17 protein-coding genes are annotated in these 20,438 nt (G+C 71.8%); 8 read left to right on the forward strand and 9 right to left on the reverse strand.

The window, feature by feature from the left end:
- Positions 1 to 60: 60 nt before the first annotated feature.
- The 4 genes from OOK38_RS25670 to OOK38_RS25685 all read right to left on the reverse strand — a co-directional run bounded on the left by OOK38_RS25670 (position 61) and on the right by OOK38_RS25685 (position 2,370).
- Entirely contained in the window at positions 61 to 930 is an 870-nt protein-coding gene (locus tag OOK38_RS25670) for an arpA protein (protein ID WP_266848847.1), read from the reverse strand.
- Positions 931 to 1,265: 335 nt separating this feature from the next.
- Positions 1,266 to 1,535 carry a transposase gene (locus OOK38_RS25675; protein WP_323178852.1) on the reverse strand — a complete coding sequence of 90 codons (270 nt, stop codon included), beginning with the start codon at positions 1,533 to 1,535 and terminating at the stop codon, positions 1,266 to 1,268.
- Positions 1,536 to 1,580: 45 nt separating this feature from the next.
- On the reverse strand, positions 1,581 to 1,895 hold the full coding sequence (locus OOK38_RS25680; protein ID WP_266756752.1) for a transposase: 315 nt from the start codon (positions 1,893 to 1,895) through the stop codon (positions 1,581 to 1,583).
- A 274-nt stretch (positions 1,896 to 2,169) separates the two neighbouring features.
- On the reverse strand, positions 2,170 to 2,370 hold the full coding sequence (locus OOK38_RS25685) for a hypothetical protein (RefSeq protein WP_323178827.1): 201 nt from the start codon (positions 2,368 to 2,370) through the stop codon (positions 2,170 to 2,172).
- Positions 2,371 to 2,704: 334 nt separating this feature from the next.
- Here OOK38_RS25685 and OOK38_RS25690 point away from each other — a divergent pair, with 334 nt between their 5' ends.
- On the forward strand, positions 2,705 to 5,329 hold the full coding sequence (locus OOK38_RS25690; RefSeq protein WP_266756750.1) for a tetratricopeptide repeat protein: 2,625 nt from the start codon (positions 2,705 to 2,707) through the stop codon (positions 5,327 to 5,329).
- 304 nt (positions 5,330 to 5,633) lie between these two features.
- Here OOK38_RS25690 and OOK38_RS25695 read toward each other — a convergent pair whose 3' ends face one another.
- Both OOK38_RS25695 and OOK38_RS25700 read right to left on the reverse strand, forming a co-directional pair.
- Complete coding sequence (locus OOK38_RS25695) at positions 5,634 to 5,918, reverse strand: hypothetical protein (protein WP_266756748.1); 285 nt, start codon at positions 5,916 to 5,918, stop codon at positions 5,634 to 5,636.
- Between the two features lie 357 nt (positions 5,919 to 6,275).
- Positions 6,276 to 7,427, reverse strand: coding sequence for a TDT family transporter (locus OOK38_RS25700; protein WP_266756746.1), 1,152 nt, complete (start codon positions 7,425 to 7,427; stop codon positions 6,276 to 6,278).
- 70 nt (positions 7,428 to 7,497) lie between these two features.
- Here OOK38_RS25700 and OOK38_RS25705 point away from each other — a divergent pair, with 70 nt between their 5' ends.
- Complete coding sequence (locus tag OOK38_RS25705; RefSeq protein ID WP_266756744.1) at positions 7,498 to 8,427, forward strand: LysR family transcriptional regulator; 930 nt, start codon at positions 7,498 to 7,500, stop codon at positions 8,425 to 8,427.
- A gap of 223 nt (positions 8,428 to 8,650) precedes the next feature.
- Here OOK38_RS25705 and OOK38_RS25710 read toward each other — a convergent pair whose 3' ends face one another.
- On the reverse strand, positions 8,651 to 9,331 hold the full coding sequence (locus OOK38_RS25710; protein ID WP_266756742.1) for a gamma-glutamyl-gamma-aminobutyrate hydrolase family protein: 681 nt from the start codon (positions 9,329 to 9,331) through the stop codon (positions 8,651 to 8,653).
- 114 nt (positions 9,332 to 9,445) lie between these two features.
- Entirely contained in the window at positions 9,446 to 10,183 is a 738-nt protein-coding gene (locus OOK38_RS25715; RefSeq protein WP_266756741.1) for a FadR/GntR family transcriptional regulator, read from the reverse strand.
- A 77-nt stretch (positions 10,184 to 10,260) separates the two neighbouring features.
- On the opposite strand from OOK38_RS25715, the gene OOK38_RS25720 reads away from it, so the two are divergent.
- From OOK38_RS25720 to OOK38_RS25740, 5 genes are read left to right on the forward strand one after another with little or no spacing between them, the layout of a single operon-like run.
- Positions 10,261 to 11,631 (forward strand): glutamine synthetase family protein, encoded by a 1,371-nt coding sequence (locus OOK38_RS25720; protein ID WP_266756739.1) that lies wholly within the window; start codon positions 10,261 to 10,263, stop codon positions 11,629 to 11,631.
- An 8-nt stretch (positions 11,632 to 11,639) separates the two neighbouring features.
- A complete protein-coding gene (locus OOK38_RS25725; RefSeq protein WP_266756737.1) occupies positions 11,640 to 13,031 on the forward strand; it encodes an aldehyde dehydrogenase in 1,392 nt (463 codons plus the stop codon).
- Positions 13,028 to 13,819: a 3-oxoacyl-ACP reductase gene (locus OOK38_RS25730; protein ID WP_266756735.1), complete on the forward strand. Its 792-nt coding sequence runs from the start codon at positions 13,028 to 13,030 to the stop codon at positions 13,817 to 13,819. Before OOK38_RS25725 ends, OOK38_RS25730 begins: the two co-directional genes overlap by 4 nt.
- 27 nt (positions 13,820 to 13,846) lie before the next feature.
- Positions 13,847 to 15,124, forward strand: coding sequence for a haloacid dehalogenase-like hydrolase (locus OOK38_RS25735; protein WP_266756734.1), 1,278 nt, complete (start codon positions 13,847 to 13,849; stop codon positions 15,122 to 15,124).
- Between the two features lie 28 nt (positions 15,125 to 15,152).
- On the forward strand, positions 15,153 to 16,073 hold the full coding sequence (locus tag OOK38_RS25740) for a DUF2510 domain-containing protein (protein ID WP_266756732.1): 921 nt from the start codon (positions 15,153 to 15,155) through the stop codon (positions 16,071 to 16,073).
- Between the two features lie 149 nt (positions 16,074 to 16,222).
- Here the strand turns inward: OOK38_RS25740 and OOK38_RS25745 are convergent, their stop codons facing one another.
- The gene (locus tag OOK38_RS25745) at positions 16,223 to 17,425 is read right to left on the reverse strand and encodes an amino acid deaminase/aldolase (RefSeq protein WP_266756730.1); all 1,203 of its coding nucleotides are present in this window, start codon (positions 17,423 to 17,425) and stop codon (positions 16,223 to 16,225) included.
- Positions 17,426 to 19,491: 2,066 nt separating this feature from the next.
- Between OOK38_RS25745 and OOK38_RS25750 the strand changes: the two genes are divergently transcribed.
- Positions 19,492 to 20,382 carry a hypothetical protein gene (locus tag OOK38_RS25750; RefSeq protein ID WP_266756728.1) on the forward strand — a complete coding sequence of 297 codons (891 nt, stop codon included), beginning with the start codon at positions 19,492 to 19,494 and terminating at the stop codon, positions 20,380 to 20,382.
- Positions 20,383 to 20,438: the final 56 nt, after the last annotated feature.

Below are 20,438 nucleotides of genomic sequence, written 5' to 3' on the forward strand. Positions count from 1 at the left end.
GGGGACGCGGGGGAAGCAGGGGGGAAACGGCCTACGGCGACTACGGGTTCTCGTCGCCCGCTAGTCCAGGAGGCGGTCGCCGCGGACCGCCCGGCCCTCGGCCGCCAGGTGCTCGGGCAGCACCCGGCCGAAGAGCTGCCGGGTCCGTTCCACGCTCCCGATGACGCCGGGGCGCTCGCTGTAGGCGAAGATCGCGGAGTGGCGCGCGACCTCGCCGCGCACCGGGCTCACTCGGTGCAGTGAGTAGCGCCCTTTGAACAGCTGCAGGTCACCCGGTCGAAGGGGGAGGCGCCGGGTCAACCGCTCGCCCCGGCCGTCCACCACGTCCCGGACGTCGTCGAAATGCTCGTCCTGCGCGGTCCGGATGTTCGGGCAGTACTCGAAGGCGCCGCCGGACTGCGCCTGCTGGGTGAGCATGCTCACGGTGAACTCGTTGGTGTCGAAGTGCCAGGGGTGTTCCATGCCCGGCGCGATGACGTTGAGCACCAGCCCGGAGAGCGGGTCCGCCAGCTCGTGCAGCTCCGGCAGTTCGAAGCAGCGCGCGATGAAGTGCCGGAACACCACGTCGGAGTAGAGCCGGCTGATGAGGGAGTCCGCGGGGATGCGGTCCCGCGCGACGAACGCGTTGCCCCGCTCGAAGGTCTTCCGGCCCGGATGGTCCTCCGGCAGCGCCGAGTCCACCGCGATGTTGTAGACGTTCACCGTCTCGACGTCGTGGTGCGCCCGGGGGGCGATGGCCGAGCACTCCTGCCGCAGCACATCGCGCAGTGACGGACGGATGAAGTCCGGCAGCACGGTGCAGCCGAGAGTCGACAGGTCGCGCCGGGCGCGGGAGACCACGGCCTGTCCCCGGGCGCCCGCGAGTTCCGACAGGGGATAGCGAGCCGTGTCGACCACCTGATCAAGCGTCAGGGCTTCCAAAGAGCGCATTCGATCCTCTCCACATGCGGGCCGCCCCTCTCGCCGGTTCCCTCGCCGGCCCGCGATTCCACCTCTTACGCACGGCACATCGGTAACTCAGCTGGAAGGAAGGGCACTTGAAGTTCCCACAGTGGCGCCGTGTTGTCTGTGACACGTCACACTGCCCAACTGTGTGCTCCAGCATGCCTTCGCGGGTTTCGGCACGGGCCGGCCGTCGCGGGGCCGCAGGAGTCGCAGGAGCCGGTGCACCCTGCGCGAGGGTCAGCCGGTGAAGCCGGTGAAGCCGGTGATCACAGGGATCGAGGTGAAGTCGGAGGGGAGGCGAGGACGCGGAGAGGTTGCTTTCAGCGAGGGGCCGCGATCTGGAAGCCGCTGACGTCGTCGCGGCGACGCACCAGATCAAGGACGAGCCCGAGATGCATTGCGGTCCAGTCGGCGAGGTGTCCGGTGTAACCGCCCTCGGACCAGACCCGTGAGAGCCGCCGGAAGCGGCCCGTCGCCGCCGGCAGAAGGATCCGGACCCCATCCCGGTCTGTCGTGGATGCCGGCGTGACCAGCACGGCCAGGAGAAGTCCGAGCGGGTCGGTGAGCAGGTGCCGTTTGCGCCCCTTGATCTTCTTCGAAACCCCGCGATGTGTGGGCGACGGTGGCCTCGGCCTTCACCGAATGCGAGTCCATGACCGCCGCACTCGGCTCCGGGCTGCGGCCCTCTGCCCCTCGGACGGCCTCGGTGGCCGGTAGTGCAGCTCGGCGACCAGCCCCGTATCCCTCCAGCGGGCGAAGAACGCATACACGCGCGGCCAGGACGGGAAGTCGGAAGGCATCGCCCGCCACTTGATGCCGTTGTCTACGAGGAAACGCACCGCGTCGATCATCTGCCGATGGCAGCACCCCTCCAGCCGCCCGCCCCGGCCCGCCAGCCATGCCGGCACCGGAAGCAGATCCCGCACCCGTGCCCACTCGGCATCACTCATGTCCGAGTCCTACCGGGACCACCGCTCCGCCGGTCGGCCGTGTTCCCGAACCGATGGGCGAGACAGCCACACCAACGAGTGGACGAATTGGACTCGACAACCGCGACCACGCAACACTTCCACAACAGGGACTCTTGCTTCTCGCTGGCTTCGACAACCGCGAGCTACCGAGAGGCCCTTCGCCCATTCACCCGCACCGGCAGGCTCACCCGAACCAGGCCCCTGTTCGAAACCGACCGACCACGCGGACGGATAGAAGGCAGCCAGCTAGTGCTTACGTGAGGACAGAGGCCAGCGCCCCAGTCGCCGCGGCCGCGAGCGTCAGGACTGCCACAAAAGCAGCGGCGCCCCGCATTAGGGCCGCGGGGTAAGTGGCTCCGTCCAGACGGGCAAGCTTGGCCGCGGCAGCGGCCGCCAGTAGAGCGAAGATCACAACTAGTGCGCCGACGAAGAGGACGATGTACACAGCAGACACGACAGACTCCTTGATCCGATGCGTCGTTGACGCACTCGAAGGTCGCGGAATCGCTGTTCGCCATGGTTCGACCGGACGAAGATGAACATCGCCGAACGCAACAGCAGGGGGCGCCGTGCACGAATGGCTCGATGAACGTGAGGCGGCACTGGCTGAGTTGCGCAATAGACTGAGCGACGGGCTGGCTCGCGCTCGGTTGACCAAGACGCAGCTCGCGCAGCAGTCCGGCCTGAGCCGCACGACTGTCCATGAAGCGATCAAGGTCGATGGCCCTCCACCCTCCCCAGAAACGGTCGCGGCAATCTCTCGCGTATTGCGCTTGCCGGAGACCGACATGCAACAGCTGCGGCGGGCAGCCGTCGAGGAAGGGAAATATTCTCAGCGGGCTAACGCTCTGGGCAGGCCGATCAGCCTCTGGAACCCTTACGACTTGGAGGTGCATCCCGCCGATGCCCTACGTGACGTTAGTCGGTCCGGGCACGTCGAGGCGCTGCTACCCGCCTACGTCCTGCGAGATCACGACCAAGTCCTGTCTGCCGCGGTTACGGATGCGCTGCAGGGACGCAGTCGTCTGTTGGTACTCGTAGGGTCTTCCTCAACCGGCAAGACGAGGGCCTGCTGGGAGGCTGTTCAGCCGCTGGCGGACCACGGATGGCGTTTGTGGCATCCCTTCGACCCCACCCGGGCGGATGCCGCGTTGGAGGACCTGCACCGGGTACGGCCCCAGACGGTGGTGTGGCTGAACGAGGCGCAGCACTACCTCGGTGATGCAACATTAGGAGAGCGAGTCGCCTCTGCGGCGCATGCGTTGCTCACAGATCCAGGACGTATGCCCGTCCTGATTCTGGGCACTCTGTGGCCCGACTATGCACGCCAGTACATGGCTCTTCCCTCGCCAGGCCAACCCGATCCGCACAGCCGGGTACGGGAGCTCCTTGCCGGTCGCACGCTCAGCGTCCCGGCCAGCTTCGACACCGCAGCGCTGAGGGCTGCAGCCGTCTTGGCGCACAACGGCGACCGGCTGCTTGCCGATGTCCTTACCAGGGCTAGCACGCATGGGCAGGTGACACAGGACCTTGCTGGAGCCCCGGAACTCCTGCGCCGCTATCAACACGGCACGCCCGCCGCCCGGGCTCTGCTGGAAGCGGCCATGGACGCCCGCCGCCTCGGTGTCGGACCGTACCTCTCCCAGGCTTTCCTCATTGACGCCGCAGCCGGCTACCTTCCCGAACCCGACTGCGACTACCTCCCCGACGACTGGGCGGAGGCCGCCTTCACCGAGCTTTCCCGGCCCGTACATGGCAAGCAAGCGCCCCTCCGCCGCCTGGCAAACCGCCCACCCGGGACGCCAGCACCCGTTGCCTCGAGTCCAGCTGCGGGGTTGCTATTCCGCCTGGCCGACTACCTGGAACAGCACGGGCACACCGCCCGTCGTCGGCTGTGTCCACCCGGTCCCTTTTGGTACGCAGCCCACACTCACCTCACCCATGCCGAGGATCTAAGGAACCTCGCCACAGCGGCTCAAGACCGGTATCGCCTTCAGTGGGCTCACCATCTACGCCTGCGTGCCGCTGACGCTGGGGACCCGTTCACCCTGACGGCTCTCGCCGGGGCGCGGGAGAAGGCAGGGGATAGCGATGGTGCCGAAGCCATGTATCGAAGAGCCGCCGACGCTGGCGCTGCAGATGCCCTGAGACTCCTGGCCTCGATGCGGCATAAGGCGGGGGACCGGGAGAGCGCCAAAGCCCTATACCTCGAGGCCGCCCACATTGGTGTGGGGGGCGCTCTGTTGTCCCTAGCCCAGGCATGGGAGAGGGAGGGAGATCAGGAAGGGGCCGAAGCCTTGGCTCGAGAGGCAGCCGACGCCGGCGACACGCTGCTCCTGAAGGTCTTGGCCAAAATGCGGGACCGGGCGGGGGATCGTGAAGGTTCCGAGACTCTGTACCGGGAGGCCGCCGACGCCGGTGACCCCTACAGCCTCAGAGCCCTGGCCCTGTTGCGGGACCGGGCGGGGGATCGGGAAGGCGCGGAGGCCTTGGCTCGGCAGGCGGCTGACGCTGGCGACACGCGAGTCCTTCGGGTTCTGGCCCGACTGCGGGAGCAGGTGGGAGATCCTCAGGGTGCCGAAACCTTCGCTCGTGAGGCCGCTGACGCCGGCGACACGCGAGCCTTGAACATCTTGGCCCGGATGCGCGAACGAGTGGGCGATCAGAGAGGTGCCGAGGCCATGGCGAGGGAGGCCGCGGCTGCTGGTGACGCTCCCGCCCTGTTGTTCCTGGCCCGGGTACGGGAGCAGACCGGGAATCGAGAGGGCGCCGAGAGCTTGGCTCGGGAGGCTGCCAACGAGGGTGACTTCCTGGCGTTGCTGGGCTTGGCATTGATGCGGGACGCAGCTGGGGATTGGGAGGGTGCCGAAACCCTATACATGGAGACGGTTGCCGGCTTTGGCGCCGTCAGCAGTGCTCTGTTGGCCCTCGGCCGGATACGGGAGCAGGTGGGGGACCCGGAGGCTGCCGAGGCCTTGTACCGCAGGGCCGCCGAGGCTGGTGACACAGACGCTCTAATAGGCCTGGCCGTGTTGCGCGAGAGGGCAGGAGATCCTGAGGGTGCGGAGGCCTTGGCTCGGCAGGCCGCCGACGCAGACGACACGCGAGTCCTCTTGGCTCTGGCCCGGATACGGCAGCAGGGAGGAAACTGGGAGGCTGCCGAAGCGGTGTACCGCGAGGCAGCTGAGGCCGACGACAAAGACGCACTAACGGATCTTGCCCTGTTGAGCGCGCAGGCAGGGGATCAACAGGGTGCCGAAACCTTGGCCCTGCAGGCCGCCGACGCCGGCGACACGCGAGCCCTGGTGGACCTGGGCTACATGCTGCAGCACGCCGGGGCAGAGGTGCCTTGGCTGCACGGGCTGGATGCGGATGGCTCACCAACGGCCCCATGGACGAGCACGTTCGAATGACCGATTCGTGGGCGTAGATCTTCCGTGTGCCCCGTCGAGTGGTCATGACTGATCCGTCAGCCTGACCGATGGTTGTTACTGACCTCTCCGATGGGTTGTCGGGTGAGTGGTCAGGCCGGTAGGGGACTCAGTCTGGTGCCCTGTAGGCATCCGTTGATGAGGTCAGGGTGCTGCTGGATTCTGCGCCGACCACGCCGGATTGCCTGCTCCAGGCTGGTCATGGTCGCTGAAGAGCACGTTCGCGGTGCAACTGCGCCGCAGCAGTGACCAGACGCCTTCGACGGGGTGGCTGGTCCGAACGCTGTCATGCGGAAGCCACCACCTCGCCGGCCATGACCTGGGGAGGGTTGGGGAGCAGTGATGCGAGGTTGTCCCGCACGAAGTCCGCAGCCCTCGAGATCGATTCCTCGGCACCGGCCTGGTCCTGGAAGACGCTGGTCGAGACCATCACTCCGTCCCCGGCATCGATCCAGTAGTAGGCCACGAAGCCGGAGACCTGGCGCATGAGTGCGACGAACCCCTCGTTCACGAGACGTGCCGCCTCGGCCGAATCGGTCACCCCTTCGTACCGCCGGACTGCTGCGTACATTGCCAAGCTCCTCACGGCGTTCTGGGTTCGTTCTCTGCTGAGACGTCGTACCCCTGCGACGGCTGCCTGGCTCATGATGCGTCCGGCAGTCACCTGAAGGGCCGCCTTGGGTGATCCGAACGGCGGCCGTCGGCCCGGACACACGGCCCTGCGCATGTCTGCCACGAGACGGCATCGACGTGGAGTAGAGCAGCCTCGGCAGGTGGCTGCCCACAGCACGGAAGAGGCTGTGAACGCGGCATGACGATCCACGTCATGCGGTCCCGCTTCCAGGCAGCGGGGATACGGATGAGGAACAAACCGTGGCCAAGCCAATGAGGACGGTGAAGTCTGCAGGCGCGATGCACGAGGCTACTTTCAGCGAGGCGCTGCGAGCAGCTTGCCGCTGACCAGGCCGTGGGCCGTGCGGACGGCGGCCACCGACCACGCGGCCACCAGCAGGACGTACAGGGCGACCGCGAGCGTGTCGAAGGCGGCCAGACCGGTGTGCCGGGCCAGGCCCTCCGCGCCGGTCACGCAGGTCCCCACGGGGAAGGTGAATGCCCACCAGGTCATCGCGAAGCCCATGCCCTGACGGCGGGCCCGTACGACCATCGCGACGGCCAGCGCGAGCCACAGCAGCGCGAATCCCAGCACGGGGACGCCGTAGAGCACGGCGAGGAGCGCGAAACCCTGGTCGAAGGGGGCGGGCATCACCCCGGGCGCCGCGTCCGCGAACTTGCCCACCGCGGTCGTCGACTGGCCCAGCGGGCCGAGCACCAGGAAGAGCGTCGGGGTGAGCGCGAGCGGCAGCGGGCCCGAGGTGACCAGCCGGGCGAAGATCACCGGCAGCATCACGAAGGTGCCGAGCAGGCTGAGGCCGAACATCGCGACACAGGCGAGGAGCAGCGTTTCCCGGGGCTGCCCGGCCGGCAGGTGGGGGACGAGCAGGGGACCGAGGGCGGCCGACACCATCGGGGCGACGATCGGCAGCAGCCACACCGGGGAGGCCTGGCCGGGCTCTATGCGATGCCGTACGACCATGAGGTACGGGACGGTCACGGCCGCGGCGAGTCCGACCACCGTCCCGGCGGTGAACAGGACGGCGTCCACGGCGACCGCCGCCGGAGTCCCGATCCAGTCCCGGCCGACGAGCAGGGTGCCGCCGCCCACGGCGAGCAGGGCCATCGACAGGCACCCGTAGAAGGGCGCCACGGCCGGGTCGAGGAGGTGGGCGCGGGCCTGGTCGCTGTGGTGCCTCCAGTGCAGGGCGCGGGCGGCGAGCAGCGCCACCAGCAGGGTGAGCGAGAGGGCCCACACGACGGCACAGGCGGTGCGCAGGCCCGGCACGTGCCCGGGCAGTCCAGCTCCCGCCGTGGCCACGATCGCGGTGCCCATCACAGAGGCGTACCAGTTCGGGCCGAGATGCCGGACCGCGGCGATGGCGCGGTTCCGCGACGCACGGGGGGTCTTCGTGTCGCGGAGGGTTCCCGCCTCGTGGGCGGTGAAGGGCTGGGCTGCGGTGACCATGGCTCCACGGTCGCGGGCCCGCCGGCTCCCCACCAGGGAGTGCGCGCCTATGACGACATAAGCTGGGTTTATGAGTAGCAGCAATGCTGAGGATCGGCCCGGCGCCGGGATCGCGCACCGGGTACCCGATCTCGGCGCGCTCGAACTGCTGCTGGCGGTGGCGCGCCTCGGGAGTCTCGGGCGCGCCGCACGCGAGCTGGGGATCACCCAGCCGGCGGCCAGCAGCCGTATCCGTTCCATGGAGCGGCAGCTCGGGGTGGCGCTCGTCGACCGCTCGCCGCGCGGGTCACGGCTCACCCGTGAGGGAGCGCTCGTCACCGACTGGGCGCGGCGGGTGGTGGACGCGGCCGAGGCGTTCGACGCGGGGGCGCAGGCGCTGCGGGACCGGCGTGACTCGCGGCTGCGGGTGGCCGCGAGCATGACCATCGCCGAGTATCTGCTGCCCGGCTGGCTGATCGCGCTGCGCGCGCAGCGTCCCGACACCGCCGTGTCGCTGCTCGCCGGGAACTCGGCCGCCGTCGCCGAGCGGCTGCTGTCCGGCGAGGCGGACCTCGGCTTCGTCGAGGGGCTCTCGGTGCCGTCCGGTCTCGACGCGACGGTCATCGCGCACGACCGCCTGATCGTGGTGACGGCGCCCGGGCATCCCTGGGCGCGCCGCCGTGCGCCGCTCGGGGCGGCGGAGCTGGCCGCCACGCCGCTCATCCTCCGGGAGGAGGGGTCGGGCACGCGTCAGGTCCTCGACACCGCGCTCGGCGGGCTCGCCCGTCCGCTGATCGAGCTGTCCTCGACGACGGCGGTCAAGGCCTCCGCCGTCAGCGGTGCCGGACCCGCCGTCCTCAGTGAACTCGCTCTCGGCGAGGAGCTCTCCGCCCACCGTCTGGTGAGCATCCCGCTCGCCGACGTCCGGCTCGCCCGCGCCCTGCGGGCCGTCTGGCCCACGGGTCACCGCCCCACGGGGCCGGCCCGCGACCTGCTCTCCCTGACGCGAGGCGTCGCGTAGCCGCACACGCGTTTTTCGCCCCCTCCGCCCCTGCCCGTCCCGTCGCGGGGGCGCTGCCCCCGGACCCCCGCTCCTCAAACGCCGGAGGGGCTGAGATTCAGCCGGTCCGGCATTTGAGGACAAGGCCGTTCAGGCCGGAGCGGGGGTGTGGGGCGGCAGCCCCCAGGCATGGGACGGGCAGGGGTGGAGGGGGCGAATCGCATCGGCGCGGGCCTCGGTCCGCTCAGGACGCCGCCGCGACCAGGCCCCTCATCACGCGCAGGTCGTCGTCCATCTCCGGGTGCCACTGGACGCCCAACGCCCAGGCCGGACCGGGGAGTTCGATCGCCTCGACGGTGCCGTCCGCCGCGTGCGCGGAGACCAGGAGGCCGGCACCGAGGCGGTCCACGGCCTGATGGTGGTGGGTCGGCACACCGCACGGCTCCGGTACGAGACCGGCGTACAGCGTCCCCGGTACGGGCGTCACCTCGTGGTGCCCGAAGACCCCGGCGTCCTTCACATGCCCGTCGAGGTGCTGGACGAGCGTGCCGCCCAGGGCCACGTTCAGGAGCTGCTGGCCCCGGCAGATGCCCAGGAGCGGGGTGCCTGAGTCCAACGCGGCCCGGATCAGGGCGAGTTCCCAGGCGTCGCGCTCGGGAGCGGGCGGGCCCGTACGCGGGGAGCGCTCGGCTCCGTAGCGGGCGGGGTCGACATCGGGGCCGCCCGCGACGACGACGCCGTCGAGCCGGGCGACGGTCGCGGGTGCCAGCGCGGGATCGTCCGGCGGCAGCATCGCGGCGAGTCCGCCCGCCCGCTGCACGAGCCGCGGATAGCCGGCCGGCAGCAGGGCCGCCGGCAGCTCCCACACGCCCCAGCGCACCCGGGACTCCAGATACGTACTCACACCGATCAGCGGCCTGCCCACGCTGTTCTCCCTCGGATCCGGTCGCCACGACGCCCACGCGACCTCAATGGAAAGGTCTCATACCTTTGCGGGGCGAGGGAGGGAAACGCCACGGGCTCCTCGCACCCCGTCCGCTCAGGCCAGGAAACCCCGCAGCAGCGCCGCCGTGCCCGCGCAGTGCTCGCGCATCATCTCCCGCGCCCCGTCCGCGTCCCCGTCGAGAACCGCCTCGACGAGGGCGGTGTGCTGGCGCTGGGAGTGCTCCAGGTTGCGGACGAGGAGCGGGATGCAGTCCAGGAGGTCGTTGACCGAGGCGCGGACCGCCGCGTACCGCGCGGTGAGCGAGGGGGAGCCGCACAGTTCCGCGAGGGTGAGGTGGAGCATGGTGTCCAGCCGGCGGTAGTCGGTCAGCGGGGCGTCGTTCGTCCGGGCCAGCGCCTCGCGCAGCCGGCCGGCCTGCTCCGAGTCGAGCCCGTGCGTCGCGCACAGCCCGGCCGCGCCCACCTCCAGGACCTCGCGGAAACGCAGTACGTCCTCGATGTCGACCGCGGCGACCCGGCGGCGCAGCTCGTGCTCGCCGGGTGTGTCCGTCCGCGCCAGCACGAAGGTGCCGCCGTAGCGCCCGCGCCGCGACTCGACCAGGCCCTGGTCCTGGAGCACCTTCAGGACCTCGCGCAGCGTCACCCGGCTGATCCCGAGCCGCTCCGCCAGCTCCCGCTCCGCGGGCAGCCGTTCACCGCCCGGCACCAGGCCGAGCCGGACGATCTGGAGGATCTGCTCCAGCGCCTCCTCGAAACCGTTGCCCGCCCGCACCGGCCGCAGCACCGGCGTCAGCCGGTCGTCCGTCCCGCGGTCGGGTTCCGCCTGCGTCATCCGGTCGCGCCCCCTTCCCAAGCAATGGTTCTCCGCAATACCTTATGGCTCTCGGCTGACCCAAGGAGGCTTTTCCGGTGGCAGACCGCACACCCCCGCTCTCCGTCGAAGAACTGCGCCGTCTCGTCGAGGCCGGGGACATCGACACGGTCGTCCTGGCCTTCCCCGACATGCAGGGGCGGCTCCAGGGCAAGCGGTTCGCCGCGGCCTTCTTCCTCGACGAGGTCCTGGAGCACGGCACGGAAGGCTGCAACTACCTCCTCGCCGTCGACACCGACATGAACACCGTCGACGGATACGCCATGTCCTCCTGGGACCGGGGCTACGGCGACTTCGCCATGCACCCCGATCTCGGCACCCTGCGGCGCGTCCCGTGGAACGAGGGCACGGCCCTGCTCATCGCCGACCTCGCCTGGAACGACGGCTCCCCGGTGGTGGCCGCGCCCCGCCAGATCCTGCGCCGCCAGCTCGACCGCCTCGCCGAACTCGGCTACACCGCGCAGGTCGGCACCGAGCTGGAGTTCATCGTCTTCAAGGACACCTACGAACAGGCCTGGGACACCGGCTACCGCGGGCTCACCCCGGCCAACCAGTACAACATCGACTACTCGGTCCTCGGGACCGGCCGCATCGAGCCCCTGCTGCGCCGCATCCGCAACGAGATGCAGGCCGCGGGCCTCACCGTCGAGTCCGCCAAGGGCGAGTGCAACCCCGGCCAGCACGAGATCGCCTTCAAGTACGACGAGGCCCTCGTCACCTGCGACCAGCACGCCGTCTACAAGACCGGCGCCAAGGAGATCGCCTCCCAGGAAGGCGTCTCGCTCACCTTCATGGCGAAGTACAACGAGCGCGAGGGCAACTCCTGCCACATCCACCTCTCGCTCGCCGACGCCGACGGCAGGAACGTGATGGCCGGCTCCGCCAAGGACCCCGGCGGCATGTCCGAGGTCATGCGCCACTTCCTCGCCGGACAACTGGCCGCCCTGCGCGACTTCTCGCTCCTGTACGCGCCCAACATCAACTCGTACAAGCGCTTCCAGCCCGGCTCCTTCGCGCCGACCGCCGTGGCCTGGGGGTACGACAACCGCACCTGCTCGCTCCGCGTCGTCGGCCACGGCCGCTCGATGCGCTTCGAGAACCGGCTGCCCGGCGGCGACGTCAACCCGCACCTGGCCGTATCCGGACTCGTCGCGGCCGGTCTGTACGGCGTCGAGCAGAAGCTGGAGCTGCCCGAGGCGTGCGCCGGCAACGCCTACACCTCCGCGTACGCGCACGTCCCCACGACCCTGCGCGAGGCCGCCGAACTCTGGGAGAACAGCCCCATCGCCCGGGCCGCCTTCGGAGACGAGGTGGTCGCGCACTACCGCAACATGGCGCGCGTCGAGCTGGAAGCCTTCGACGCCGCGGTGACCGACTGGGAGCTGCGCCGCTCCTTCGAACGCATGTGAGGCCCCCCTTGCCGCACCCGCACCCGCACGACCACGAACTCCGGGTACTGAACCCCGCCACCGAAGAGGTCGTCGCCACCGTCCCGGCCGCCACCGCCCAGGACGTCGGGGACGCCGTCGTACGGGCCACCAGGGCGCAGGCCGGCTGGGCCGCCCTCGCGCCGGCCGACCGCGCCCGGCTGCTGCGCCGCTTCGCGGCCGTCGTCGACGACCACATCGAGGAACTGGCCCGCCTGGAGGTCCGCGAGGCCGGCCACACCCTCGGCAACGCCCGCTGGGAGGCGGGCAACGTCCGTGATCTGCTCGACTACGCGGCCGGGGGAGTGGAGCGCCTGACCGGCCGCCAGATCCCCGTACCGGGCGGCCTCGACATCACCCTCCTCGAACCGCTCGGCGTCGTCGGGGTCATCGCGCCCTGGAACTTCCCCCTGCCCATCGCCGCCTGGGGCACCGCGCCGGCCCTCGCCGCAGGCAACGCCGTCATCCTCAAACCCGCCGAGACGACCCCGCTGACGGCACTGCGGCTGGCCGAACTCGCCCTGGAGGCGGGCCTGCCGGAACACCTCTTCCAGGTGCTGCCGGGCACGGGCCCGGTCGCGGGCGACGCGCTCGTCGGACACCCCGGCGTCGCGAAGATCGTCTTCACCGGCTCGACGGCCGTCGGCAAGCAGGTGCTTGCCAAGGGCTCCGCCCTCCTCAAGCGCGTCACTCTCGAACTCGGCGGCAAGAGTCCCAACATCGTCTTCGCCGACGCCGACATCGAGGCCGCCGCGGCAGCCGCCCCCATGTCGTTCCTCGACAACTCCGGCCAGGACTGCTGCGCCCGGACCCGCATCCTCGTCCAGCGCTCCGTCCACGACCGCTTCCTCGAACTCCTCGCCCCGGCCGTCGAATCCGTCGTCGTGGGCGACCCCGCCGACGAGGGGACGCAGATGGGTCCGCTGATCTCCAGGACCCAACTGGAGCGCGTACGGTCCTACGTCGACGCCGACGCGCCCGGTATCCGGGGCAAGGCGCCCGAGGGCCCCGGCTTCTGGTTCGCGCCCACCGTCCTCACCGGCGTCGCGTCCGACGCGCGCGTGGCCGTCGAGGAGGTCTTCGGACCCGTCGCCGTCGTGCTGCCCTTCGAGGACGAGGCCGACGCGATCCGGCTCGCCAACGCCACCGACTACGGCCTGTCCGGCTCCATCTGGACCCGCGACGTCGGCCGCGCCCTGCGCGTCTCCCAGGCCGTCCGCGCCGGGAACCTGTCCGTCAACTCCCACTCCAGCGTCCGCTACTGGACCCCCTTCGGCGGCTTCAAGCAGTCGGGAATCGGCCGCGAACTCGGCCCGGACGCCCTCACCGCCTTCACCGAGACCAAGAACGTCTTCATCAGCACGGAGGGCCCCGCACAGTGACCGCAGACACCCCAGAGACCATCTGCCGCCGCCTGGTCGGCCGTACCGCCGTCATCACCGGCGCCGCCAGCGGCATCGGCCTCGCCACCGCGCGCCGACTCGCCTCCGAGGGCGCGCACGTCGTCTGCGGCGACATCGACGAGCGGGGCGGCAAGGCCGTGGCCGAGGAAGTCGGCGGGACCTTCGTCCAGGTCGACGTGACCGACCCCGAGCAGGCCGAGACGCTCTTCAGGACGGCGTACGACACCTACGGCTCCGTCGACATCGCCTTCAACAACGCGGGCATCTCGCCGCCGGACGACGACTCCATCCTGGACACGGGCCTGGAGGCCTGGAAGCGCGTCCAGGAGGTCAACCTCACCTCCGTCTACCTGTGCTGCAAGGCGGCCATCCCCTACATGCGCCGCCAGGGCAGGGGTTCCATCATCAACACGGCGTCCTTCGTGGCCCGGATGGGCGCGGCGACCTCGCAGATCTCGTACACGGCCTCCAAGGGCGGGGTGCTGGCCATGTCCCGGGAGCTGGGCGTCCAGTTCGCACGGGAGGGCATCCGGGTCAACGCCCTGTGCCCCGGCCCCGTCAACACCCCTTTGCTCCAGGAGTTGTTCGCCAAGGACCCCGAGCGGGCCGCACGACGGCTGGTGCACATCCCGGTCGGCCGGTTCGCCGAGGCGGACGAGATCGCGGCGGCCGTCGCGTTCCTCGCCAGCGACGACTCCTCCTTCGTGAACGCCACCGACTTCCTGGTGGACGGAGGCATCTCGGGCGCGTACGTCACGCCTCTGTAGGCCGTCTGCCGGTACGGTCCACAGGTCATGCGACACCGACGATTCCGACCGTACCGGCACATTTTCGCGTGGACCCTGGCCGCGGCCGCCACCCTGGCGGCCTCGCCGCCCACCGCCCCCGCCCCGCCCGCGGACTGCCCCCACCTGTCCGCCGGTTGGTACGGCGACAACCGGGCCCGCCTGCAAGAGGTCATCGACGCCCGCGGTACCTGCGCCGGGGACGGCAACGGGAACGGCGGCCGGCCGGTCGCCGCCTTCGACTGGGACAACACGGTCACCAAGAACGACGTCACCGACGCCACCGTCTCCTGGGCGCTGCGCCACGACAGGATCCTGCGCCCGGCGAGCTGGAAGGCCACCAGCGCGTGGCTCACCGACGCGGCGGACACCGCTCTCACCGCCGCCTGCGGCACCCGTGTGCCGGCGGGCGCGCCCCTGCCGACCGCGACCAGCCCGCGCTGCACCGACGAGATCCTCGAGATCCGTGAGACCGGCAGGACCATGAGCGGCGCCGCCGCGTTCGCCGGTGACTGGAACCACCGGCGCACCGTCCCGCAGTACGCCTGGGTCCCCCAGCTGTTCGCCGGACACACCGTCGCCGAACTGTCGGCGTACGCCCGCCGCGCCCGCGCCGAAGCCCTCGCGGCGCCCGTCGGCGCGACCCGCACGCTCGGCACCCACACCGTCCCGGCGTACGTCCGCTACTACGACCGGCAGCGCGATCTCATCCGTACGCTCCGACGCGCCGGATTCGACGTGTACATCGTCTCGGCCGGCTCCGAGCCCGTCACCGAGGTCTGGTCACGCGGCGTCGGCATCGACGCGGCACACACCATCGCGATCCGCTCCGTCCTCGACCGGCACGGCCGGATCACCACCCGGAACGAGGGCTGCGGCGACGTCCCCGCGAGCCGCGGCGAGGCCATCCCGTACATCGACGGGAAACGCTGCTGGCTCAACCAGGAGGTCTACGGAGTGCGCGGCGCCGCCGCCTGGCAGCGGCAGGACGCCCGCCACCGGACCGCGATCGCGGCCGGAGACGCCGACACCGACGTCACCTTCGTCGGCGACGCCACCGGCGCCCATCTCGTCCTCAACCGCAACAAGGGTGAACTCATGTGCCGGGCCTATGACGACGCCGACGGCCGCTGGGTGATCAACCCGATGTTCATCGAGCCGCTGCCCCGCAGACAGGGTCTCTACCCGTGCTCCACGAGCGCGTACACCGCACCGGACGGCACTCCCGGGCCGGTCCGCAGGCCGGACGGCTCGGTCGTGCCCGACCTGGCGGACACCGTGCATTGATCTTCGCGGCACGTCCTAGAGTGCTGGGATGAGCATGACGCCTCCACCCGGCTGGTACCGCGACCCGTCGTACCCCCTCGTCGAGCGATGGTGGGACGGGGCCGCCTGGACCGACCACCGGCGCCAGCCCGAGGTCCCCCAACAGCCCCTGGCGCAGCCGGAGTCGCCCGGAGACGGCGGCTCCGGGCGGGCCAAGGCCGTCGCGCTCGTGACCGCCGCCGTCGTCCTCGTCGCCGCGATCGTCACGGGCGCCGTGCTGCTGCGCGACGACGACGGCGGCGAAGAGGCCGCGGCACAGACCACACCGGCCGCCGCGTCTCCCACGGACACCGGCAGCCCGTCGCCCTCCCCCTCCGGCCCCTCGCCCTCGGCCGGTGACCCGTCCGTCGTCGTGGACGAACTCAACGGCATAACCTTCCCGTTGCTCGACGGCTGGGAACGACCGAAGTACGTCTCCGACCACGACACGGTGATGACGACCCCGGGCACCTACGACTGCCCCGGCGACCCCGGTCTGTGCCGGCACGGCCGGGTCGTCTCGCGCACCGCCACGGCCACCGACGAGACGTCCCCGAAGGCCCTCGCCGAGGGGGACATCGAGGACGCCGCCGACAGCGCGTACGAACACGACCTCGTCGACAGCCGCCCCTTCCGGGGCATCACGTCGCACCGGCTGGTGAAGGCCGGCTCGGTGGCCGTCGCCGGGCGCGCCGGATACTTCGTGCGCTGGAAGGTCAAGACCGGTGTGGGGCCCGGGGGTTACGTCGAGTCGCTGGCCTTCCCGTCCAGCGTGGGCTCGGAGTCCCCGGTCATCGTCCGGTTCGCCTTCGACGCCGGTCCCGACGGGCCGCCGCTCTCCGACATGGACCGGATCACCAAGGGGATCCGGTCGGTCGGCGACAAGGACGGAGACAGCGGTGTGGGCAGCAGCATCGGCCCGTCGAAGTGAACCGCGACGGTGCAGCCGGGTGACCGCCCCCTCCGGACACGGGGGTACGGGAGCGGGCCGCCCTCAGATGATCAGCGGAGGGCGAGCGGCCCTCACCGGATCAGGGGGAGGGGTGGCCTTCACCGGGTCAGAGGGCGGCCTCCACTGGATCAGAGGAAGGTGTGGCCCTCACCGCGATACGTCGGGACGGTGGCCGTGACCGAGTCGCCCTCGACCAGGTGCAGGGTGTCGAACCGCTCGCACAGCTCACCGGCCTTGGCGTGCCGGAACCACACCTTGTCGCCGATGAGCAGATCGTCCGCCGGGGCCCCGAGCAGCGGGGTCTGCACCTCGCCGGGACCCTCCTGGGGGTCGTACACCAGCCCCTCCGGCAGATACGGGACCGGCAGCCGGTCGGGGCCCGGGGCGCCCGACGCCGGGTATCCGCCGCCCAGCACGGTCACCACACCCACGCCCGGCCGACGCACGACGGGCTGGGCGAACAGTGCGGCCGGACGTCCGCTGAACGACGTGTAGTTGTCGAAGAGCCTCGGCACGTAGAGCCCCGAACCGGCCGCGATCTCGGTGACCGCGTCCTCGGCCGCCGTGTGCTGGACACTGCCGGTGCCGCCGCCGTTGACGAACTCGAGGTCCGGCTCGATCGCCCGTACGGCCCGGACGACCTCCGCGCGCCGCTGGACGAGCTCCTTGCGGGCCGTGGCCTGCATCAGCCGCACCGCACGCGAGCGCAGCGGCCGCCCCGCGATCGCGTCGCCGACGCCCGCGATGTGGCCCTCGTACGCCATGATCCCCACCAGCTTGAAGCCCGGCGCGCGCTTGACGGCGCGGGCCATCTCGGCCACCTGGGCGGGGGAGTGCAGCGGGGAACGCAGCGCGCCGACCCGGACCCGGCCGCCGAACAGCTTGAGCGAGGTGTCCAGCTCCAGGCAGACCCGCACGACTTCGGTGCCGCCCTGGCGCGCCTCGTCGATGAGACGGAGCTGCGCCGGGTCGTCGACCATGACGGTGACCGCGGCGGCGAGCTTGGGGTCGCCGGTCAGCTCGGCGTAGCCCTTGCGGTCGGCCGACGGATAGGCGAGCAGGACGTCGTCGAAACCCGACCTGGCCAGCCACAGCGACTCGGCGAGGGTGAAGGACATGATTCCCGCGAAGCCGTCCCGGTCCAGGACGCGTTCCAGGAGGGTGCGGCAGCGGACGGACTTGCTGGCGACACGGATCGGCTTGCCGCCGGCCCTGCGGGCGAGATCGTCCGCGTTCGCGTCGAAAGCCTCCAGGTCCACGATCGCGACGGGGGCGTCGAGGTGAGCGGTGGCCCGGTCGTAGCGGGCCCTGTCGGCGGCACGGGCAGTCATGACCGAAGACTGCCAGACTCGATTACCGCAGGGTAGGGGGACGTTCCGGGCAGATGCCGCCGGGCTTCGGACTGGTTCCCGCCGGACGCGCGTCAACCCGTAGAGTGACGCGGACGCAGGGAGGAACGACCTTGCCCCGGCGGGCCCTGCCCGGGGGTGACGGTCCACCGGTGCGGGTATGCGTGCCCGTGGCGGGCCCCTTCCGCACACGAAACGGTTCGCCGAGTTCCGCGGCTGCCGACAGCCCGGTACGAGGAAACGGGGGGTGCATGAGTACGGAAGCGCGGCGCGCCTCGATTCCCCCGCGCCCCGGCACCCCACCGGCCGAGACCCCGTCGACGTCGCAGACCCCGCCCCCTCCGGCGAACCCGCCGCTTCCCGCGAGCCCGCCGGCCCCGTCGATGCCACCGGCTCCCGCGAACCCGCCCGTCGGGACGACTCCGCCCCTCGGGACGACTCGGTCGATACCGGCCCGGTCGCCCGAGCCATGGCTGTCGGCGGGAGAGGACTGGTCCGCCGAGCCGCCCTCCGAGTCCCTGTTCGAGCCCCCCTCGTCTTCCGGGCAGGGGGCTTCGTCCCGGTCCGGGCGTGCCACGCCGCATCGCGTTCCGCCGGTCCCGCCGCGTCCCGCGAGCCCGCCTCGTGCGGAGGCTCCGTCGGTGCCGCCCCAGCCCGTCGGGCCGCCGTCGGCGCGGGAGTGGCCCGGTTCGGTGAACGGACGGTCATTGGGCGGGTCCCGATCGTCCGACGGCGGTTCCACACAGGCTTCCGCCGCCGCGCCGGCCTCTCCGGCGGGTTCCGCGTCGGGAACCGTGCGGGCCTCGCGGGTGCCGTCGCCGCCGCGTTCCTTCGACTTCTTCGACACCTCGGCGGAAACGGACGAGGCATTCGGCACGGCTGCTACTCCGCCGTCCGCTCCGTCGGCCCCGCCCGGCCCGCCCACGCCGGCCCCGCCCGGCACACCAGCGTCCGCCGCGCCCGGCCGCCTCACGTCTGCCTCAGGTGACAGACCGACGTCCGCTTCGCCCGGCACGCCGAGTTCTGGCTCGCCCGCTGCACCGGGGCCTGCCTCGTCCGGCGCTCCGGGTTCCGTCTCCCCTGGAGTGCGGAGGTCTGCTTCCGCCGGTGCCTCGACGTCTGCTGCGCCTGGTGCGCCGAGGTCCGCTTCGCCGGGCGTGCCGGCGTCTGGTTGGCCCGGTAGGCCGGGGTCCGCCTCGGCCGGCGTCCCGGGTTCCGCCGCGCCCGGTGCGCCGAGGTCCGCTTCGACACGTGTGCCGGCGTCCGGTTCTTCCGGTAGGCCGGGGTCCGCCTCGGCCGGCGTCCCGGGTTCCGGGGTGCCCGGTTCGCCGAGGTCGGCCTCGGTCGGCACCTCGCCGTCCGCCGCGCAGCGCCCCACGGCACCGTTCACCGCGCAGCACCCCACGTCGGAAACCGGCCGGCAGGGCTCCGCGGCATCCCCTTCGGAGCGCCCGGTCTCGCCCTCGGCGGCCTCGGAGCGCCCCGCGTCGGACGCCGCGCCGGAGGTTCCCGCGCCCCGGCCGGAGCCCCGACGCTTCCCCCGGCTCCGTCCCGAAGGACGGCCGGGGTCGACGGCTCCGCCGCCCCCCGCGGCCTCCGCACGCTTCCCGGACGCGCCGCCCGCGCCCGCCTCCGCCGCGCCGGTGCGTCCCGGTGGGGCACCGCACACCGCCGGGTCGTCGCAGCCGGACGGGACGCCCCGCCCCGGACAGCGCCCTGCCCGGTTGCCGCACCCCGCCGCGCCGGAGCGAGAGTCGGGTCCCGCACGCGACCCCGGGCCCACGCATCCGTCCGGCCCCTCGCGTCCCTCCGGGCCCCCGCGCCCGTCCGAGCGTCTGCGTTCCCCCGAGCCTCCGCGTCCCTTGGGAAACCCGCTGGACACCCCGCGCCCGTCCGGGCCTCCGCTCCCGTCCGAGCGCCTGCGCCCCTCCGAACCCCCGCGCCCCGTGGCGTCGGCGTCCGGAGCGGCCGGGCATGCCCCCGTTTCCGGGGAGCGGTTCACCGAGACGACGCGGCGGCCGGGGACGGTCCGGGACGAGGAGTCCCCGGTGCCTTCCGGGGCCGCACCCCCGTTCGCTCCGGCCCCCCGGGACGGCGCCCCGGGCGTCGAGCGCCCCTTCGTGTCGTTCGCGGAGCCCGAGACGCACGGCGAGGACACCACGCGCGTGCGTCCGTTCCGCGGCCGGGCCCGCCCCCGTCCCCTGACCGCCGCGGCCTGCGTCGTGCTCGGGCTCGGGCTCATCGGCGGTGCGGTGACCGGGAGTTGGCTCACCGGGGACGACACGGACGAACCCGGTTCGCGCGGCGCCTTCGCGGCGGCCGGAGAGCTCTGGCACAGCGTGCCCGTGGACCGGCTCTTCCCGCCGACCGTGCGGGGCGACGGGGCGGGTCCCGGCGGCTCCGACCGCACCTGGACGCGGATCGCCGTCGCCCCCGACACCGGCTGCAAGGACGCCTTCGACCCGCTGCTGCGCCAGGCCCTCGCCCCCGTCGGCTGCCTGCGGCTGCTGCGCGCCACCTACGTGGACGCGACCCGCAGCCATGTCACCACCGTCGGCCTGCTGTTCACCAAGGCGGACGCGGCGGCCATGACCTCCCTGAAGGCCCGCTTCCGCAAGGAGGGCCTGGACCGGCGCACCGACCTGATGCCCCGCCCGTACGCGGCGAAGGGCACCGACGCCGAGGACTTCGGCAAGGCTCAGCGCGCCTCCTGGACCGAGTCGGTCCTCACGGACGCCCCCGTCGTCGTGTACTCCGTCTCCGGGTTCGCGGACGGGCGCGCGGTCGCCACCCCGCAGCCCGCCGACGAGGCCATGAAAACGGACTCCACCGCGGCCGTGGCCCAGGCGGGCCTCGGCCATGAGGCGCGGGGACTGGCCGACCGGGTGGAGCGCAGCCTTCGCAAGACCGTCACCTCGGCCACGGAGAAGCCGTCATGACCCGCACGGACGGCCCCGTCGGCCGCGATCGGCAGACCGGCACGACCGGAGGCACC

Source organism: Streptomyces sp. NBC_00568 (assembly GCF_026341855.1).
Lineage (GTDB): Bacteria > Actinomycetota > Actinomycetes > Streptomycetales > Streptomycetaceae > Streptomyces.